The organism is Roseovarius sp. PS-C2 (assembly GCF_018862045.1).
In the GTDB taxonomy this organism is placed as follows: Bacteria; Pseudomonadota; Alphaproteobacteria; order Rhodobacterales; family Rhodobacteraceae; genus Roseovarius.
The window spans coordinates 527236-542389 of record NZ_JAHKSQ010000001.1; the positions used below are offsets into that span (position 1 = coordinate 527236).

Annotated in this window: 12 protein-coding genes; 5 read left to right on the forward strand and 7 right to left on the reverse strand. The window is 56.5% G+C overall.

Annotated features, from left to right (window positions below; all coding sequences use genetic code 11):
• Nucleotides 1-93: 93 nt before the first annotated feature.
• A complete protein-coding gene (locus tag KPG71_RS02575; protein ID WP_216336552.1) occupies nucleotides 94-843 on the reverse strand; it encodes a DUF6782 family putative metallopeptidase in 750 nt (249 codons plus the stop codon).
• A 489-nt stretch (nucleotides 844-1332) separates the two neighbouring features.
• Nucleotides 1333-1674 (reverse strand): c-type cytochrome, encoded by a 342-nt coding sequence (locus tag KPG71_RS02580; protein ID WP_216336554.1) that lies wholly within the window; start codon nucleotides 1672-1674, stop codon nucleotides 1333-1335.
• Nucleotides 1675-2196: 522 nt separating this feature from the next.
• Between KPG71_RS02580 and KPG71_RS02585 the strand changes: the two genes are divergently transcribed.
• Entirely contained in the window at nucleotides 2197-2412 is a 216-nt protein-coding gene (locus tag KPG71_RS02585; RefSeq protein WP_216336556.1) for a hypothetical protein, read from the forward strand.
• Nucleotides 2413-2517: 105 nt separating this feature from the next.
• Here KPG71_RS02585 and KPG71_RS02590 read toward each other — a convergent pair whose 3' ends face one another.
• Together KPG71_RS02590 and KPG71_RS02595 are read right to left on the reverse strand one after the other, a co-directional pair.
• Entirely contained in the window at nucleotides 2518-3735 is a 1218-nt protein-coding gene (locus KPG71_RS02590; protein WP_216336558.1) for a hypothetical protein, read from the reverse strand.
• Between the two features lie 145 nt (nucleotides 3736-3880).
• On the reverse strand, nucleotides 3881-6235 hold the full coding sequence (locus KPG71_RS02595; protein WP_216336560.1) for an outer membrane beta-barrel protein: 2355 nt from the start codon (nucleotides 6233-6235) through the stop codon (nucleotides 3881-3883).
• A 248-nt stretch (nucleotides 6236-6483) separates the two neighbouring features.
• On the opposite strand from KPG71_RS02595, the gene KPG71_RS02600 reads away from it, so the two are divergent.
• Nucleotides 6484-6957 (forward strand): GNAT family N-acetyltransferase, encoded by a 474-nt coding sequence (locus KPG71_RS02600; protein ID WP_216336718.1) that lies wholly within the window; start codon nucleotides 6484-6486, stop codon nucleotides 6955-6957.
• A 303-nt stretch (nucleotides 6958-7260) separates the two neighbouring features.
• Here KPG71_RS02600 and adh read toward each other — a convergent pair whose 3' ends face one another.
• Both adh and KPG71_RS02610 read right to left on the reverse strand, forming a co-directional pair.
• Nucleotides 7261-8781 carry an aldehyde dehydrogenase gene (adh, locus tag KPG71_RS02605; RefSeq protein ID WP_216336562.1) on the reverse strand — a complete coding sequence of 507 codons (1521 nt, stop codon included), beginning with the start codon at nucleotides 8779-8781 and terminating at the stop codon, nucleotides 7261-7263.
• A 122-nt stretch (nucleotides 8782-8903) separates the two neighbouring features.
• Nucleotides 8904-9869 carry a GAF domain-containing protein gene (locus KPG71_RS02610; protein WP_216336563.1) on the reverse strand — a complete coding sequence of 322 codons (966 nt, stop codon included), beginning with the start codon at nucleotides 9867-9869 and terminating at the stop codon, nucleotides 8904-8906.
• A 367-nt stretch (nucleotides 9870-10236) separates the two neighbouring features.
• Here KPG71_RS02610 and KPG71_RS02615 point away from each other — a divergent pair, with 367 nt between their 5' ends.
• The 3 genes from KPG71_RS02615 to KPG71_RS02625 all read left to right on the forward strand — a co-directional run bounded on the left by KPG71_RS02615 (nucleotide 10237) and on the right by KPG71_RS02625 (nucleotide 12526).
• Entirely contained in the window at nucleotides 10237-10833 is a 597-nt protein-coding gene (locus tag KPG71_RS02615; protein WP_216336564.1) for a hypothetical protein, read from the forward strand.
• A gap of 271 nt (nucleotides 10834-11104) precedes the next feature.
• Nucleotides 11105-12085, forward strand: coding sequence for an NAD(P)-dependent alcohol dehydrogenase (locus tag KPG71_RS02620; protein ID WP_216336565.1), 981 nt, complete (start codon nucleotides 11105-11107; stop codon nucleotides 12083-12085).
• A 144-nt stretch (nucleotides 12086-12229) separates the two neighbouring features.
• Nucleotides 12230-12526 carry an antibiotic biosynthesis monooxygenase gene (locus tag KPG71_RS02625; RefSeq protein WP_216336566.1) on the forward strand — a complete coding sequence of 99 codons (297 nt, stop codon included), beginning with the start codon at nucleotides 12230-12232 and terminating at the stop codon, nucleotides 12524-12526.
• 299 nt (nucleotides 12527-12825) lie between these two features.
• Here KPG71_RS02625 and KPG71_RS02630 read toward each other — a convergent pair whose 3' ends face one another.
• Complete coding sequence (locus KPG71_RS02630) at nucleotides 12826-14838, reverse strand: DEAD/DEAH box helicase (RefSeq protein ID WP_216336719.1); 2013 nt, start codon at nucleotides 14836-14838, stop codon at nucleotides 12826-12828.
• Nucleotides 14839-15154 lie beyond the last annotated feature (316 nt).

Sequence of the window (15154 nt, forward strand, 5' to 3'; positions counted from 1 at the left end):
AAGCACAGAATTCCTCAGTGGCCAGCGCCAATGAAGACTAGCAATTGGTTGTTTTTGCCATTTGGAACAAAACGCGTTTCACCTCTGCATCTGCTAAGGCCCACGGCACTTATAGGGGCGACCGTCTGGCAGTCGGCACAGGTCGTCAAAATATGCCCCAGACAAACTTCCATACTTCGGCAGCGGATGCTCACGATCGATTTGGTCCAGATAGTTGGAACAAGCCGCGACATAGTAACTGTCACGACGCACATCGCTATCATACCAAGCCTCGAAGGCGGCTGAAGCAGCAAGCCCGACATCGGAAGTCTCGTCCAAAATCCTGTCAAATCTGGCCGCCAGATCCGCTTGCATGGGCCAACCAGCCAGAGCATTCCACATCATTGGCTTGCCCTGCGTTCGCAAATCCGCCGCGACGACAAGGCTCGTGACACTGGCATCGGCCTCCATAGCGAACACCAAACGGACATGTTCCTTCATTGAAAGGTCAAGGCTCGGACAAATGCCGACATCGAACTGTTCGACATGCCGTAATTCGTGCACAGCAACCGCAAGGGTAAGGCCTGGACTCATATCTCTGGCCAGAACGATCGTGCGTTCATCTGGTTCGTAGTATCCGCGCTCAGTTAGCAAGGTATCAGTGAGGCAAAACGTAAGGTCCCTGTTCAAGCTGTGTGCAAGACCCGTATAGGAAGCGACTGTTCCTGAAAGCGCCTCGTAGATTTCCGACAGTTCGGCACTGGCCTCAAAGGGGTATCTATCGCAATCCGACTGCGCCCAGATTGGCGAAATGCCCAGTATAAGAAAGACAGCACTTGTTGCCAGAAACCGCCAGAAAATCACTGCCTCGATCCCTCGTTGCCCCTGCTGACGCCGACGCGCCGGACCAACAATTCGATGCTCGCACCGGATCGTCCTAGCGCCCTTCGAATGAATACCGCAAACACGATGCATCGATTCCAAAGACCTCTCGACTACCCCAAAGCGCGGCAGCTAAACAGCCGATCGGCCACACAGTCCATACAACTACACAAATCTGAGAAAAGTAAGAAGATTAATGGAACTTTGGGGGTGGCTACGTCGGATTTTGCGTCCGATCTGTCCCGTCGATTTGGTGCAACATGCCCGCCTCCGGTCTTCGCCAACAGGCATACATTGCTCGGAGTTTGTACACAGCCTCGGCTGGGAGTGACCATCGCTTTGGCCACTTGGGTAGGCTTCGCAATGGCAAAACGCGTTGCAGATTCCAGAAAACATCACGTTAGGCAACGTCGAAGCATGCCGCTACCGCGCGCGAAGAGCCCGATCAAAAGGTGTGACCGGGCCCCTTCTTTATTGCTGTATCGATTCAAGGTAGTAGACCAACGAGAGGATGCGACCACGAACGACGACCTCCGCACCGTATGGCCCCATTTCTTCGACACTGGCCTTAAAACGACTTCCCCATACGGGCATAGGGTAGCCGTGCCCTCTTGTCCCCTGACGCCCGTCAACCGTATGAATAACCTCTAACATCGGAAATACGCCGTCGTTCTTGGCGCTCAGATCGGTGAGCCCCGGCACCGGGACCGTCATCAGTTCAGCCAGCGGCCCATCACCCAATCCGCTTTCTCCGTGGCAGGTTGCACAGTTCTCCATGTACTCAACTTTGCCAGATTCTTCGGCTAACGACATTGTGCCGACGGCTGCAAACGCACACGCTACACTAACCCTCGAAAGTAATTTGAAAAATCGCATCTTGCTTCCTCCTAAGGTTTTTCACGCATATTGAGCCATGATTGACCCTACGTTAACTTTACTATTGGCGTGTCAAAATCTATTTGACCTCGATCAAATACGGCCGTCTTGATCCAAGCCGGCTTGCTCTAGAAATTGCGACTAGTAGAAATCATTGGCGACTGCTCTGACTGGCCACCCACCAAACCTGACTCAAATTTCCGATGTCAGGAACTGGCGGAAACTCCTCAAAGGTCGCGATCTGCCCATAGCTTCCGCGATTGGCGGCTGCTCCGGCCTCGTCCGTCGCCATATTCAACAGGGCTTGAGTGCGGGCAGGGCGGACAGCAGGCCGCCAGTCTTTCAGAACGGAAGCGACCTGAGCACCCTATCCTCCAGCGAGCGCCCATGGCTCACCCCAACAGGAATGGCTTCGCGCCCGCCACGATAGTACGGGCCTTTCCCCTTTCCCCCGCTGGCATGATCCGAGTCATGGTCATCGGTATGGTCGTCGTCATGGCTGTCAGTGTGATCATCGCCATGATCGTCTTCACCACTATGTGCATCCTCTGGCCGACCATGCTGACCGCCCCCTGCGCCACCGGCACCGGCCCCCCGGCCCGCTCCCGAGGCGTGGTCTGCACCGCCTTCATCCGTATGTTGCGCCAAGCCCGGCCCGGCGAACATCACGGCTAACATGCCGGTTAGAACAAGGCGGCGTTTCACAGCTTCTTGTGACACGTTGATCCTCCTTTCAATGAGTGCGGGGCGGCAACATGGCCGCCCCACAAACCCAATGGATCATTCGATGGCTTCCGGAACCGCGAATTCGTGAATGAACTCGATCACGGCACGCGCATCATCTGCTGCCAAAGTATACGCCTCGAGCGATCCACTCGCCGAGTCATCAACCGAGCCGAACACAACCTCATAAACATCAACGCTTTCCGCCAGGAACGAGCCATCCGACTGCTCGACAAGCACGGTTGCGGTCACGCCCGAATAGGTGTCAGAACGATCATACGAGAACGACGAATAGTCGATCTCGGAATAGGTGACATCACCGACCGACGTCGTGTTGATCCCGAGAAACGCGTCGATATAGGCAATTTCATCCGTCGTGAACTCGCCCGTCTTGTCCGTCGCAGCGGCAAGGAATGCGGCGGATGCGTCAAGATCGGCCTGCGTGTAGGCACCATCCACCAGAAAATCAAAGTCTGTCCCCGCCAGATCGTCGGGCGTCAGCCCCGGAATGCTGCCCGTCGTCAGTAGTGAAACGTAGATCGCCAGGTTCTCCAATGGAGAGTCGATCGTTTTCTCTTCTCCATCCACGGTCAGAACCAGACGGCCTGCGGCATCCGTGGAGATATCCGTAGCACTTGACAGTACGGCGATGACCTCATCGGCACGCGTCTGCAAAACCCGCGACGGCGCACGGCCCACATTCAGGCGGCCAAGTTCAACCTCGGTTGTCAGCGACTCATCGACGGGATGTCCTTCTTCATCAAGCGCGATTGGGTTGCCATCCGCATCCAGCGGTTGGACATACCCCTCGTCGGTCAGGATCGGAACGCCGTTCGCATCCCGCAGAATGACCCAGAGATCGCCGAATATGTCGCCCTTGGTCGACCCGGCATTCGGTGGCTGCCCACCGCCCGCGCCATCCTTGCCCCCGGCTTGGCCGGCCCATTCCGGGCGGTCGGATTCCTCGTCGCCTTCATCCGCAGATTCCGCTGAATCGCCACGACCTCCGACCGGATCATCGTCCATACCGGTAATGTCCCTGAAGATACCTCCAAGGCCCTTTCCTGCGCCACCGCTACCCATCTGACCACCTTGGCCATGACCACCGCCAGCACCACCGCCGGATTGCGCACCATGTGCCTGCTTGCCCGAACCAGCCCCTTGTTGTGCCAACACAACGTCGGGCGTGACCGATACGGTGACAAGCGCCATTGCGGCAACACCAGCCGCGAGCATACCTTTTACCGACTTTTGGAACCGAACCAGTTTAGGCATTGAATATCCTCCTATTAGCCTTGGTTACGCTCCCAACCCACCAAAACGAAATCGGTGTGCCGGAAAATCTCGCACTGATTTAAACACAGAAAAACACATTCTAAAAATGATGTATGTCAATTTTCACGAACCGTGTCTCTCGCGATCAGAATTGTCGTGTCAGACCAATGCGGAACAGGCGTTCCGTCGTATCGAAACTGTCCGTCCCCTGACCGTAAAACACCGAATTCGCGTCATATTCGGTCTGGGTATAGTCCAGCCGGGCCGTCGTCTTTTCACCGATCGGGAATTCGATTCCGCCACCGATCCGAACACCGTCGAGCGTGTCACGCATGTCGACCATCGCCCCACCATAGGTATAGTCGAAATCGAATTTCGAGCGCACGGCGCCAGCCCGCCCGTAAAGCAACACGTTGCCGTTCAGGACATACCCAAGCCGAAGCCCCAACCCGACTGTCCCCAGTTTCTCGACAGAATAGATTCTGCCAACGGGACTGCGTTCGACGTTCCAGTTTGCCGAGGACAGCTCGAACTCGGCCTCGCCACCGGCATAAAATCTTCCGCTTTGGATGCCGTAGCCTGCGAAAACGCCTCCGGTAAACCCTTGCCCCGCCCGCGTGGTGACAAGCGTAAAGGCCGGGGCCGCCGCATTCGGGCGCGGCCCGGAATTGTCGCTCTGCAAGGTACCGTGGCCAATCTGAGCCCCGGCATACAGTCCCGAAAAATCGGTCTCTATGCCGGATTCCGCCGGTTTCGCCTGTCCGCCGAACTCATAAACCAGCCCGAAACGTGCAAGACTTTCCACATTGGCGAAGTTATCATCACCACCTGCCCCCACAGGGGACCCGACGGGATAGTCGTCATAGGCCCTGAGTTGGTACTCCATTCGGCCAGACAATCCGTTCCCAAAGGGTATTTCCGCCCCCATGCCGAACAGCAGCCCGGTTTCGTTCTCTGACCTCAGGACAACAGGGTTGGCGCCCCGCTGATAGGTACTGTCAAACTCGGCCGACACGACGCCGAAGCGACCGTAGACAAGATTTCCGCTCGTGGTACGAAGCCCGGCGATCCCGCTCAGCGCATAAGCGTTTCCGCGTTCGACAGTGAAATCTCGATCCGCCAGATGGGACCAACCAGTATCGTTGAATTCCGCCTCGATCTCGGCCCCCAGAACGAGATTACCGAATTCACGCCGGTATCCGGCAAAAACCCCGCCGGCAAGGCCATGATCGCCGAAATCCGCAGTCAGGTTCCCGCCAGCGCCGCGCGGACCATCCACCTTGGTGTGCATGGCATTATCGCCGACCTGCAAACCGGCATAAAAGCCCCCTGCCCCGGCCTTCGCCAAAGCCGCGGTCTTTTCGTCAAAGCGCGGATCAAGTGAAGCCCCTAGACTCAGGGTGATCCGGTGTTCATCGAAATCCGCACCGGCCACATCGGACAGCCGCTGGCGAAAATCATAGTTCGTATCCAGATAGAGGCGCGGATTGAAGTAATAGCGCAGCGACAGCCCCGTTTCCTTGAGCATATCGGTACGCGGCAAGTTCTGATAGTCATTCTGCGTCAGGAAAGCATACGCCGCCAAAGACATGTTGTTCGCCACCCTGTGGCGCAACCGAAGGCCGGCAGATGTGGAAATATAGCCAGACGCCCCGTTCAGGGTGGTCTCTTCGATGCTACGTTCCACAACCGCGTCAAGCGCGGTGCCATTGCCCAACGGCATTGTCAGATCGGCCCCGAGATCCACCGCAACCGTCGAACCGAAACGCGGATCATCATAGTTTTGGGACATCACCCCCAGAAGAACCTCCCCCTTCATCGGGCCGATCATGCCGGTATAGCCCAGTGCGGCCTGATACCCCGTCGAGCTGCGCTGAAACCCGGTGCCCTGATTGTCGATTGCCTGATCGTAATCGCGCTGATCGTAAATTCCCTGAACGAACACCTCGCCGTTTTCCGTAGCAGCAACTCCGATACGCCCGCCGAACTCGATCTGGCGACGGTCACGATCATCGTTGTCGATGACCCGCCCCAACGCGGCGGGCGTATCGTCATAGTTCAAATCGCGAACATTCAGGCCCAAGCGGAAATTGCGGTCGGCAACTTTCCCGCCCAACCCGACATAGCCGCTGACCTCGCGCAATTCAGTAGGGCGCAAGCCATTCACATCGTCAGGAGATTCACGGCTTTCATGCCCCAAGGTATAATCCAGCCCGCCAAAGGCGAATACTGTATCGCTGATCCGATACTGCGCTTCGGCCCCGAGGAAATAATCTTCGTAATCTTCGTTCGAATAATCGGCAAAACGTGCGATTTCCGCACTCGCCTCGAGATTCAGCCGAAAATCTTCCGCCCGGTATGATAACCCCATCCAGGGCGCGAAAAGCGTCACGAAATCCGACCGGCGGTCATTGGCCGTCAAAAACACATTGTCGGTATACTGCTCCGACAACGTTGCCCCTGCGTCGAATTCGTAAGGCACACTGTCCTGAGCGGACACAGACAGAACATCGGCGTTCTGCGCAAAAGAGAAATCTGCGGAAAGGAGTACAACCGTTGAAACTGATACACCGCAGACAATAGCCGATTTGCCAAACGTCATGGCCAGCTCCTGCAATGGATTGTGATGTCGTCAAACACGCTATGCAACGAAAAGAACAGATTAAATATTCAATTTTACCTATTCTTTTAAAATCTCGACCATGTTGCAAAAATAATGGTCTCAATTTTGTTCAGAAGGCCCTTAAGATGGAACGCCAGATTGCGTTTACCCGATTAACTAAAATTGATCCGGCCGAGATTATTGCTCATATGTCCGATCCTCGCATTGCAGAACATATGCCTCTTCTGACTTCCGGTTGGGATGAAACTACCGTGGCCAATTTTGTCGCAGCCAAAGAGAAGTGCTGGAGCCGCGATGGGCTCGGCCATTGGGCCATTCTGTCAAACAATAAATATGTTGGTTGGGGTGGCTTTCAAAGGGAGGGAGATGAGTGGGATTTCGGCCTTGTTCTAAAGCCGGATTCTTTTGGATTAGGGGCTTGTATCTTGAGAAAAGCGATCAATTTCGCCATCTCCAACGAGCGTATCCCTTTTGTTACCTTTCTACTGCCGCCGTCACGAAGAAATCTGGGAGCGCTTAAAAGGCTTGGCGCAGAATTCATCGGTGAGATTGAATACGATGGATCTACGTTTCTCAAATACCGGTTGAATACCGCATGATCGCTACGCTTCGGATCACAGCCATCAGCGCCATTTGCAGCGAATGGCTGAATTGAACCCGAAATGCCGGAGGCTGCCTATCTATCGAATATCCCTTCTTCGATGGCCCGAGGTAGAACTAAACTGAATCTTGCCAGCAACTCTCTTCAGCGTAGCGGGAATACGCTCTGTGCAACGGCAACGATAAAGGACGACATTGGGTAAATGACAAATGCCCGGCGATGTCCGTTGTAACGTAGAGAGGATTGGGTGCCACTGGTGTCGGCCACTCGGGGTGGCCGACACATGCACATGGAGGCCGGATCAGAAGAAGCCCAGTTTGTTCGGATTGTAGCTGACCAGCATATTCTTGGTTTGCTGGTAGTGATCGAGCATCATCTTGTGGTTCTCGCGTCCGATACCCGATTGCTTGTAGCCGCCGAAGGCTGCGTGGGCCGGATAGGCGTGGTAATTGTTCACCCAGACGCGCCCTGCCTCGATATCGCGACCGAAGCGGTAGGCACGGGTGCCATCGCGGGTCCAGACGCCGGCGCCGAGGCCGTACATCGTATCATTGGCAATAGCGAGAGCTTCTTCCTCATCCTTGAAGGTCGTGACTGACACGACCGGCCCAAAGATTTCCTCTTGGAAAACACGCATCTTGTTGTGTCCCTTCAGAATCGTCGGCTTGATATAGAAGCCCCCGGCAATTTCGCCATTGAAATGCGCTTCCGAACCTCCTGTCAGAACCTCCGCGCCTTCCTCAACACCGATTGTCAGGTAGGATTTGATCTTCGCCTGCTGCTCGGCCGAAGCCTGAGCGCCCACCATCGTGTTGATGTCCCGCGGGTCGCCCTGAACGATGGCTTCGACGCGCGCGATGCAGCGGGCGATGAATTCCTCGTAGATGTCCTCCTGGATCAGCGCGCGTGACGGGCAAGTGCAGACCTCGCCCTGATTGAAGGCGAAAAGGACGAAGCCTTCGACCGCCTTGTCGAGAAAGGCATCATCGGCAGCCATCACGTCGGAAAAGAAGATGTTGGGCGATTTGCCACCCAGTTCCAGTGTTACCGGGATCAGGTTCTTGGTGGCGGCTTTCATGATGATGCGCCCCGTCTCGGTCGAACCTGTAAAGGCGATCTTGGCGATACGCGAGCTTTCGGCCAACGGGCCACCCACGTCCGGCCCCATTCCGTTGACGATGTTCAATACACCGGCTGGCAGCAGATCTGCGATGCACTCCATCAGCACCATGATGGCCGCAGGCGTCTGTTCGGCGGGCTTCAGCACGATGCAGTTCCCTGCTGCCAGAGCAGGGGCGAGTTTCCATGCGGCCATCAGGACCGAGAAGTTCCAAGGGATAATCTGACCGACCACGCCCAGCGGTTCGTGGAAGTGATACGCGACGGTATCATTGTCGATTTCCGACATGTTGCCTTCCTGCGCGCGCAACACACTGGCGAAGTAGCGAAAATGATCGACCGAGAGCGGGATGTCGGCCGCCGTCGTCTCGCGGATCGGCTTGCCGTTGTCCCATGTTTCGGCGGTGGCGATCAGATCAAGGTTTTCTTCGATCCGGTCCGCGATCTTCAAAAGAATGTTCGAGCGTTCGGCGACGCTGGTCTTGCCCCAGGCGTCCTTGGCGGCGTGGGCGGCGTCGAGCGCCAATTCCACATCTTCTGCGGTGGAACGGGCGACTTCGCAGACCTTGGCTCCGGTGATCGGCGTGATGTTGTCGAAATACTGACCGTTTACAGGTGCCACGAATTTGCCGCCGATGAAATTGTCGTAGCGGGATTTAAAGGGCGAAACATAGTCACCTGAAACTTGCGTCATCTCATTCATGATATTTCCTCCATTTGTCCCGGTCCTCCACCGGGAATGGAAGTAAGATGAGCATCGTGCGACGCGCTGTCAGCGGGGAGGTCTCAGTCCAGCCGGGAAGCTTGTCTCAGAAGTGAGACAGTTCAGCTCAGTTTTTCGCCGATACCGAGCCGCTTCATCCGCCGATAAAGGGTTGCACGCCCCACACCAAGAGCACGCGCAGCCTGAGAGACGTTGCCATCGGCCCGCGACAGGGCACGAATCACGGCGGCGCGCTCGGCCTTCTCAAATCCGGTCGGTCCCTCATCGCGGCCGAACAGGTCCGACGCCGGAACGGCGCGCACCGGTCCTGATAGTCCAAGGCCGAAGTTGAGGCGTGCTCCACGCGTGGCCCCGATGACCAGGTCATCGCCGTCCACGGCCAGCAACATGGCCTGGTCGGTATCATCGTCATCGGCCACGATGATGCGCGCGTCGGCGAAAGCGGCGCGGAAGCAGTCGGTCTCGATCTGACGCGCGGTATGGGCAACTTGCGCGGCGATCAACCGGTTGATCGCTTCGGTTTGGTCGGCCCGGGCAGAAGACACATCGAGAGCCCCGATCAGATCACCCTCTGGACCGAAAACGGGCGCGTCGATGCAGCTCATGCCCGTATTTCGGGCATGAAAATGTTCGTCTCGATGAATGATCACGCGGCGGTTTTCGGCAATGCAGGTCCCAATACCATTGGTTCCCTCCGACGCCTCCGACCAGTCCGAACCCGGTGCCAGGCCCCAGGCTTCGAACACCGACCGGTCCGCATCCGACACGCGCACATCCAGCACGACACCGTCGGCATCTGTGAGCAGCACACCGCAGCCGGAACTGCCGACGAGTTGGTAAAGATTGTCAAGCTTGGGTGTCGCGATACGACGAATATTCTCTGCTCTCTCGCGCCGCTCGGAAAACTCCGTCTCGGAAATTCGGTGCACGTCATCTCGCCGGCCAGGGTCCAACCCATGGTGATCCAGAGACCGACGCCAAGAGGCTGCAAGTCGGGAGCGCGCTGCGGCACCCGGGTCCTTGGCGGTCTCTACCACTCGCTCGACATGAGGTATGCGCGGTTTCATGCTATTTTCCCTCTGGTCAGAGATGATACCTGCGCTTCGCAATTCTGGGAAGGCTCTCTCGTTGTCACAGGTATTGCCAACGTTCGGGCAAAATGCAGCTTCGGAAACCTTTGAATCACCTTTGATGAGAACTCTTGATACGCATGAGACGGTCAAAACCATGAATTTTTCTGCTCGTCAGAGAGGGGCGGCTTCTTGATCTGGCGTAGGACAGTGATCAATGGGCAGGCAGTGTGAATATCCTGAAGTCCAGCTTTACAGCCATTGGCACCGCTTGCAGCGAATGACTGGATCGAGCCCGACTTGACCCCTCGTCGTGACGCGGCGAAAGTCTGTTTCGGAACGTCCATGACTTGGGAGGAGCGCCTTGGATTACGTTTGGGGATCGAACACCATAACACAATTTGAACCGGGTTTTGGTCTGCTTTTCGAATGGGACGGTGAGCATCCTGCTGCGGAAGATGACACCACGCTTCGTATTCGAAAAGGCGAACGGGTCGATCCTGGAGCCCTGCCAGTAAGATGTGTCCTGAGCGGTACGGGCAAGCGCGCGCGTGTCCCGGATTTCTTTTTCCTGAACTACTATATCCTCTCCGAAAGTATGGCTCGGATATTCCGGGAGTTTGACCTCGGACATGGCTATCTGCACCCGCTTCAACTAATGGATCGGGATGGCACGACCGTCCTCGGCACGTATTACATCCTCGTCGCCGGGAACGTGAAATCGGCTCTGGTACCCGAAAAATCGGAAAATTTGAAGAAGGATGCCATTAGTCGCCTGAAGTTACCGGTCATCCCGAAGAATGACGCGCTGGTCATGTCGCGCGATGCTTTGGAAGGGCCCGATGTCTGGCACCACCAGCCATTTCTCAAGGGATTATTCCTGAGCGATCGGTTGGTCAGGACGTTGAAATCGCAGAAATGCGACAGGTTGTTCCACCTTTATCGCATCAGGATCGAGTAGTTTGCGCAGTTTTCTTGCGTAAACCGACATTGAAGTAAAACGAGCTGACATCCGCTTTGTCCGCACAACTGCCATCGGCACCGCTTGCAACCAATGACTGGTCGAACCCATACCTCATGATACTGCGGCCTGTATGAATTGGCGCGAGCCCCCTCCGTGCCGCCATTCGCTCGCCTTGAGGCCACAAATCTCAGGACGGTTGTGGTTTTTTCGCAGAGTCGATGCAGACACTCTATAGTGCCTTCATACGTTGAAGAATACTGGAGTGCGCATGAAAGCCCTGACATACCAACGATATGGCGGTCCAGAGGTCCTTCAGATCACTGAGGTCGACACCCCGGTCAACGACGCTAGCGAGGTCCTGGTCCGCGTTATGGCAAGTGGTGTGAATACGGGAGACTGGCGCATCCGGGCTGCGGCCTTTCCCGGCATAATGGCCATTCCGGGCCGACTGATGTTCGGCCTCGTTCGTCCGCGCAACCCTAGGCTTGGAAGTGAGTTCTCTGGTGTCGTCGAAAGCATCGGTTCATCCGTAACACGGTTCGTTGAAGGCGACCAGGTCTTCGGAATGGTTACGTCCGGCGGCGCATCTGCGGAATACATTTCTGTTCCAGAGAAAGGCGCAATCGCCAAGATGCCAGCCTCCCTGAGCCTCGAGGATGCGGCGGGGATGCCGTTTGGCGGGCTTTGCGCATTGGTCTTCCTTGGTCAGCATGCTGATCTAAAGCCGGATCAAAAGGTTCTGATCGTCGGAGCTTCGGGCGGAGTCGGGGCGTACGCCGTGCAGATCGCGAAGGCGCTTGGCGCGCATGTGACGGCCGTGTCAGGTCCTGCTGGCCAAGATTTTGTTGTCGAGCTGGGAGCGGACGAACCAGTCAACTACCGCGAGACAGACATTGCAACGCTTGGTGAGCGGTTCGACGTGGTGTTCGACACGTTCGGAGCGATCTCTCCAAAGGTCTCGCGTGGACTTTTGGCGAAAGGTGGATTGTTTCTGCCGCTCAATTTTGGCCTGAGGGAAATTGGCGCGTTGCTCCTGAACAGTTTTCGGGACCGGAAAATCCATCTAGCCGTAAATGAGGACCGCATGGAAGACATGGTGCGTCTTGCCGAACTAGTCGATTGCGGGAAACTTCGCCCGGTCGTGGACAAGATCTTTCCGTTCGGCGAGGCTGCGCAAGCTCATGCCCAGGTCGAGTTACGACACAAGCGAGGTGCGGTTGTCCTAAAGATTGGCGACGTATGTGGTTGAGAACGGAGCGTCGTCTTCGTCCACCTCCTGTCGGCCGCCGCTGCGCTGCCGCAGGTCTGCTTCGAACCCCAAGAGACTTGCTTTCATGTCACCCTTCTTAGGTAGCACAGCCATATCCAGATCGACATGAAGGGAGGACGCCAAATGATCATGCGAATTTTCCAAGTCTTGATACGCCCCGGCAAGGAAGAGGAGTTCAGTAGATTCTTCCATGAAACGGCTATCCCATTGATGAAGCGAACTGCGGGTATCGCGCAGGTTCTGCCAGGTGCACCAAGACCCGAGAGCCCAAGGGAGTTCAGCTTTGTAATGGTTTGGAAGGATATTGAATCCCTGAAAGCTTTCGTCGGTGATGACTTTGCCGGTGCGCATATCGATCCTGCGGAAGCGGAACTGGTGGAATCTCGAGCGATCAAGCACTACGAACTTGTCACGGAGTGACGCATCCTAATGCCGGCTCCGTCCGCCGACCGTGAGTTTTACCAGCAACAGATTTTGCGCTTGCAGCTAATGTCTGCTCTAACAGGCTGCGCCACAGCATCGATGATCGAAGTTGGATGTCGGCTTTGGGCCGTTTGCAAGGTCCCGAAGAAAAGACAGAGACATGACTTCGATTGCTGGTGCACGGTATTCTCAACGCCTAATTTAACGCCAACATACAGACGACCTCGAAGCCGGGCATCGTTCTGACGTGCAAAATTCAGCTTTGCCCCCAAGCGCGGCCCAAGGTTACCTTGGTGTCATCGCCGTTTCGGCGTGGCATTTCCACCCTTGCCAATCTTCTTGGCCGCCGCGCGGGCGCGGTTTTTCTTGCTGTTGGGCTTGCCCTTTGGCGGCGGTGGGCCTTTTCCACGCCCCCCGGAGGGCTTTTTGGCATCCTCTTTGCCAGAGAATTTGTCAGACGCCGTTCCCTGGACGGCTTTGGCATTTTCCTTCGACTTGAATTTGGCACCTCCTGCCCCGCGTTTACGGGCGCTGATTGGTCCATGCACTGTGTCAGCGGGACCTTCTGCCTTGGGCTTTCGCTTTGGCGGCTTGGAATCTTTGCGAATTCCGGGCTTGGGCTTGAGACGGCGCGGTTTGGGAGCATCGCTCCAATCGACGGGCGACGTGTCTTTCTTGGCGGGCCTTGAATTGGCCTTGGAAGCGCGCTCGGGCTTGGAATGCCTGAAGGCTGGCAAGTCTGGCGCCTTTTCGAGGCGACAGAGCTGCTTGTTCCCCTCGATCGTCATGCTTGGACCGATAGCACTCAGAAAACCGGCAACACTGGTTTCGCGGATCTCTATATAGGTCAGGTCATCGACAATGCGGATCGCTCCAATGTCGTTCTTGGTGAGATCGCCTGCCTTGCAGATCATCGGCAGTACATGACGCGGGGATGCTGCATGATTGCGGCCTTCGGACAAAGAAAACCACACACTGGGGCCAAAGGCGGCGCGCGCCCTGGGCGGCTCGGATTTGATCGGACTCAATTCTTCGGGCGCGGAATGGCGTATCTTGTACTGACGCAAATAGGCGGCGGCGATTTGCTCAGGCGTGAACCTTTCAACCAGTTGATCCACCGACGCGCGCTCTCCCTCGGTGATCTCCGCCTGCCAGTCATCCGCGCCCAGCATGCGCTCCTCGTCGCGCGCATCGACATCTCCCGCTGACGGCGCGGCCCCCCAATCCGCAGTCAGTTTCGCAAACTTCAAAATGCGTTCTGCCTTTTTGCGTGAGGAGGGCACGACAACCAGCGCACTGACACCCTTGCGTCCCGCACGACCAGTGCGCCCCGACCGGTGCAAAAGGGTATCATGGCTGTTGGGCAATTCTGCGTGAACCACCAAGTCCAGGTTGGGCAGATCAATGCCGCGGGCGGCGACATCTGTTGCCACGCAGACCCGCGCTCGCCCGTCACGCATGGACTGCAGCGCATTTGAGCGTTCCCCTTGCGTCAACTCGCCCGACAGGGCCACAACCGAAAAGCCACGGTTCGACAGGCGCGTCGTCAGACGCGCCACCATGGCCCGCGTGTTGCAGAATACGATGGCATTGGGTGCCTCGTAATACCGCAACACGTTGATGATGGCATTTTCGCTGTCATGCGGCGCCACCGTCATGGCGCGATATTCGATATCGGCATGTTGCGTCTGTTCGCCAACGGTCGAGATCCGCTCGGCGTCGCGCTGGTAGCTTTGCGCGAGCCTGGCAATGGCCTCTGGGACAGTGGCCGAAAACAGCAGCGTCTGACGCGTCTGCGGCGTTTCCTCCAGGATGAACTCGAGATCCTCCCGAAAGCCGAGGTCCAGCATCTCATCCGCTTCGTCCAGCACAACCGCACGGACCCCGGTAAGGTCGATCGATCCGCGCATGATATGGTCGCGCAATCGCCCCGGCGTGGCGACAACGATGTGCGCCCCGCGCGCCAGCGCCCGGCGTTCGTCGCGCATATCCATGCCTCCGACACATGACGCAAGGATTGCGCCGGCGTCGGCGTAGAGCCAGCCGAGTTCCCGTTTGACCTGCATTGCCAGTTCACGGGTTGGTGCAATGATCAATGCCAAAGGCGCGTCTGCCTGTGCAAACCTGTCTTCGTCGACCAGCAAGGTTGATGCAATCGCAAGCCCGAAGCCAATGGTTTTGCCAGACCCGGTTTGCGCCGACACCAGAAGGTCCCGCCCATCCAATTCCGGTCGGGTCACGGCCTGCTGAACAGGTGTCAAAACATCATAGCCTTTGCGGGCTAGAGCATCTGCAATGGTTTTTTTCATGGTTTGGGTTCTTTTATGGGCAAGAAGTATGTGGCTTGCGACGCGCCTTCCAAGCGGAAGTCTCGCGTAATATCTGTCAATACAGGGTTTGTATAGGCACAGAAATCTGATTGGACCCGAGATGGCCACGTATCATGGAACCTCGCCGGTCTAACGCCACCGGTTTCCAATTTTCGTCAAGCACACGCGTTCGGCAGATAACGTGTCACTCGCAGAACGAGAGACACCTAGCCAACGAGAAGCGCAACTTTTCCAGCCTCGAAACCATTTACACTCGATCTCTAAGGTTTTGATCTTTCATGTGAACAAATAGTGT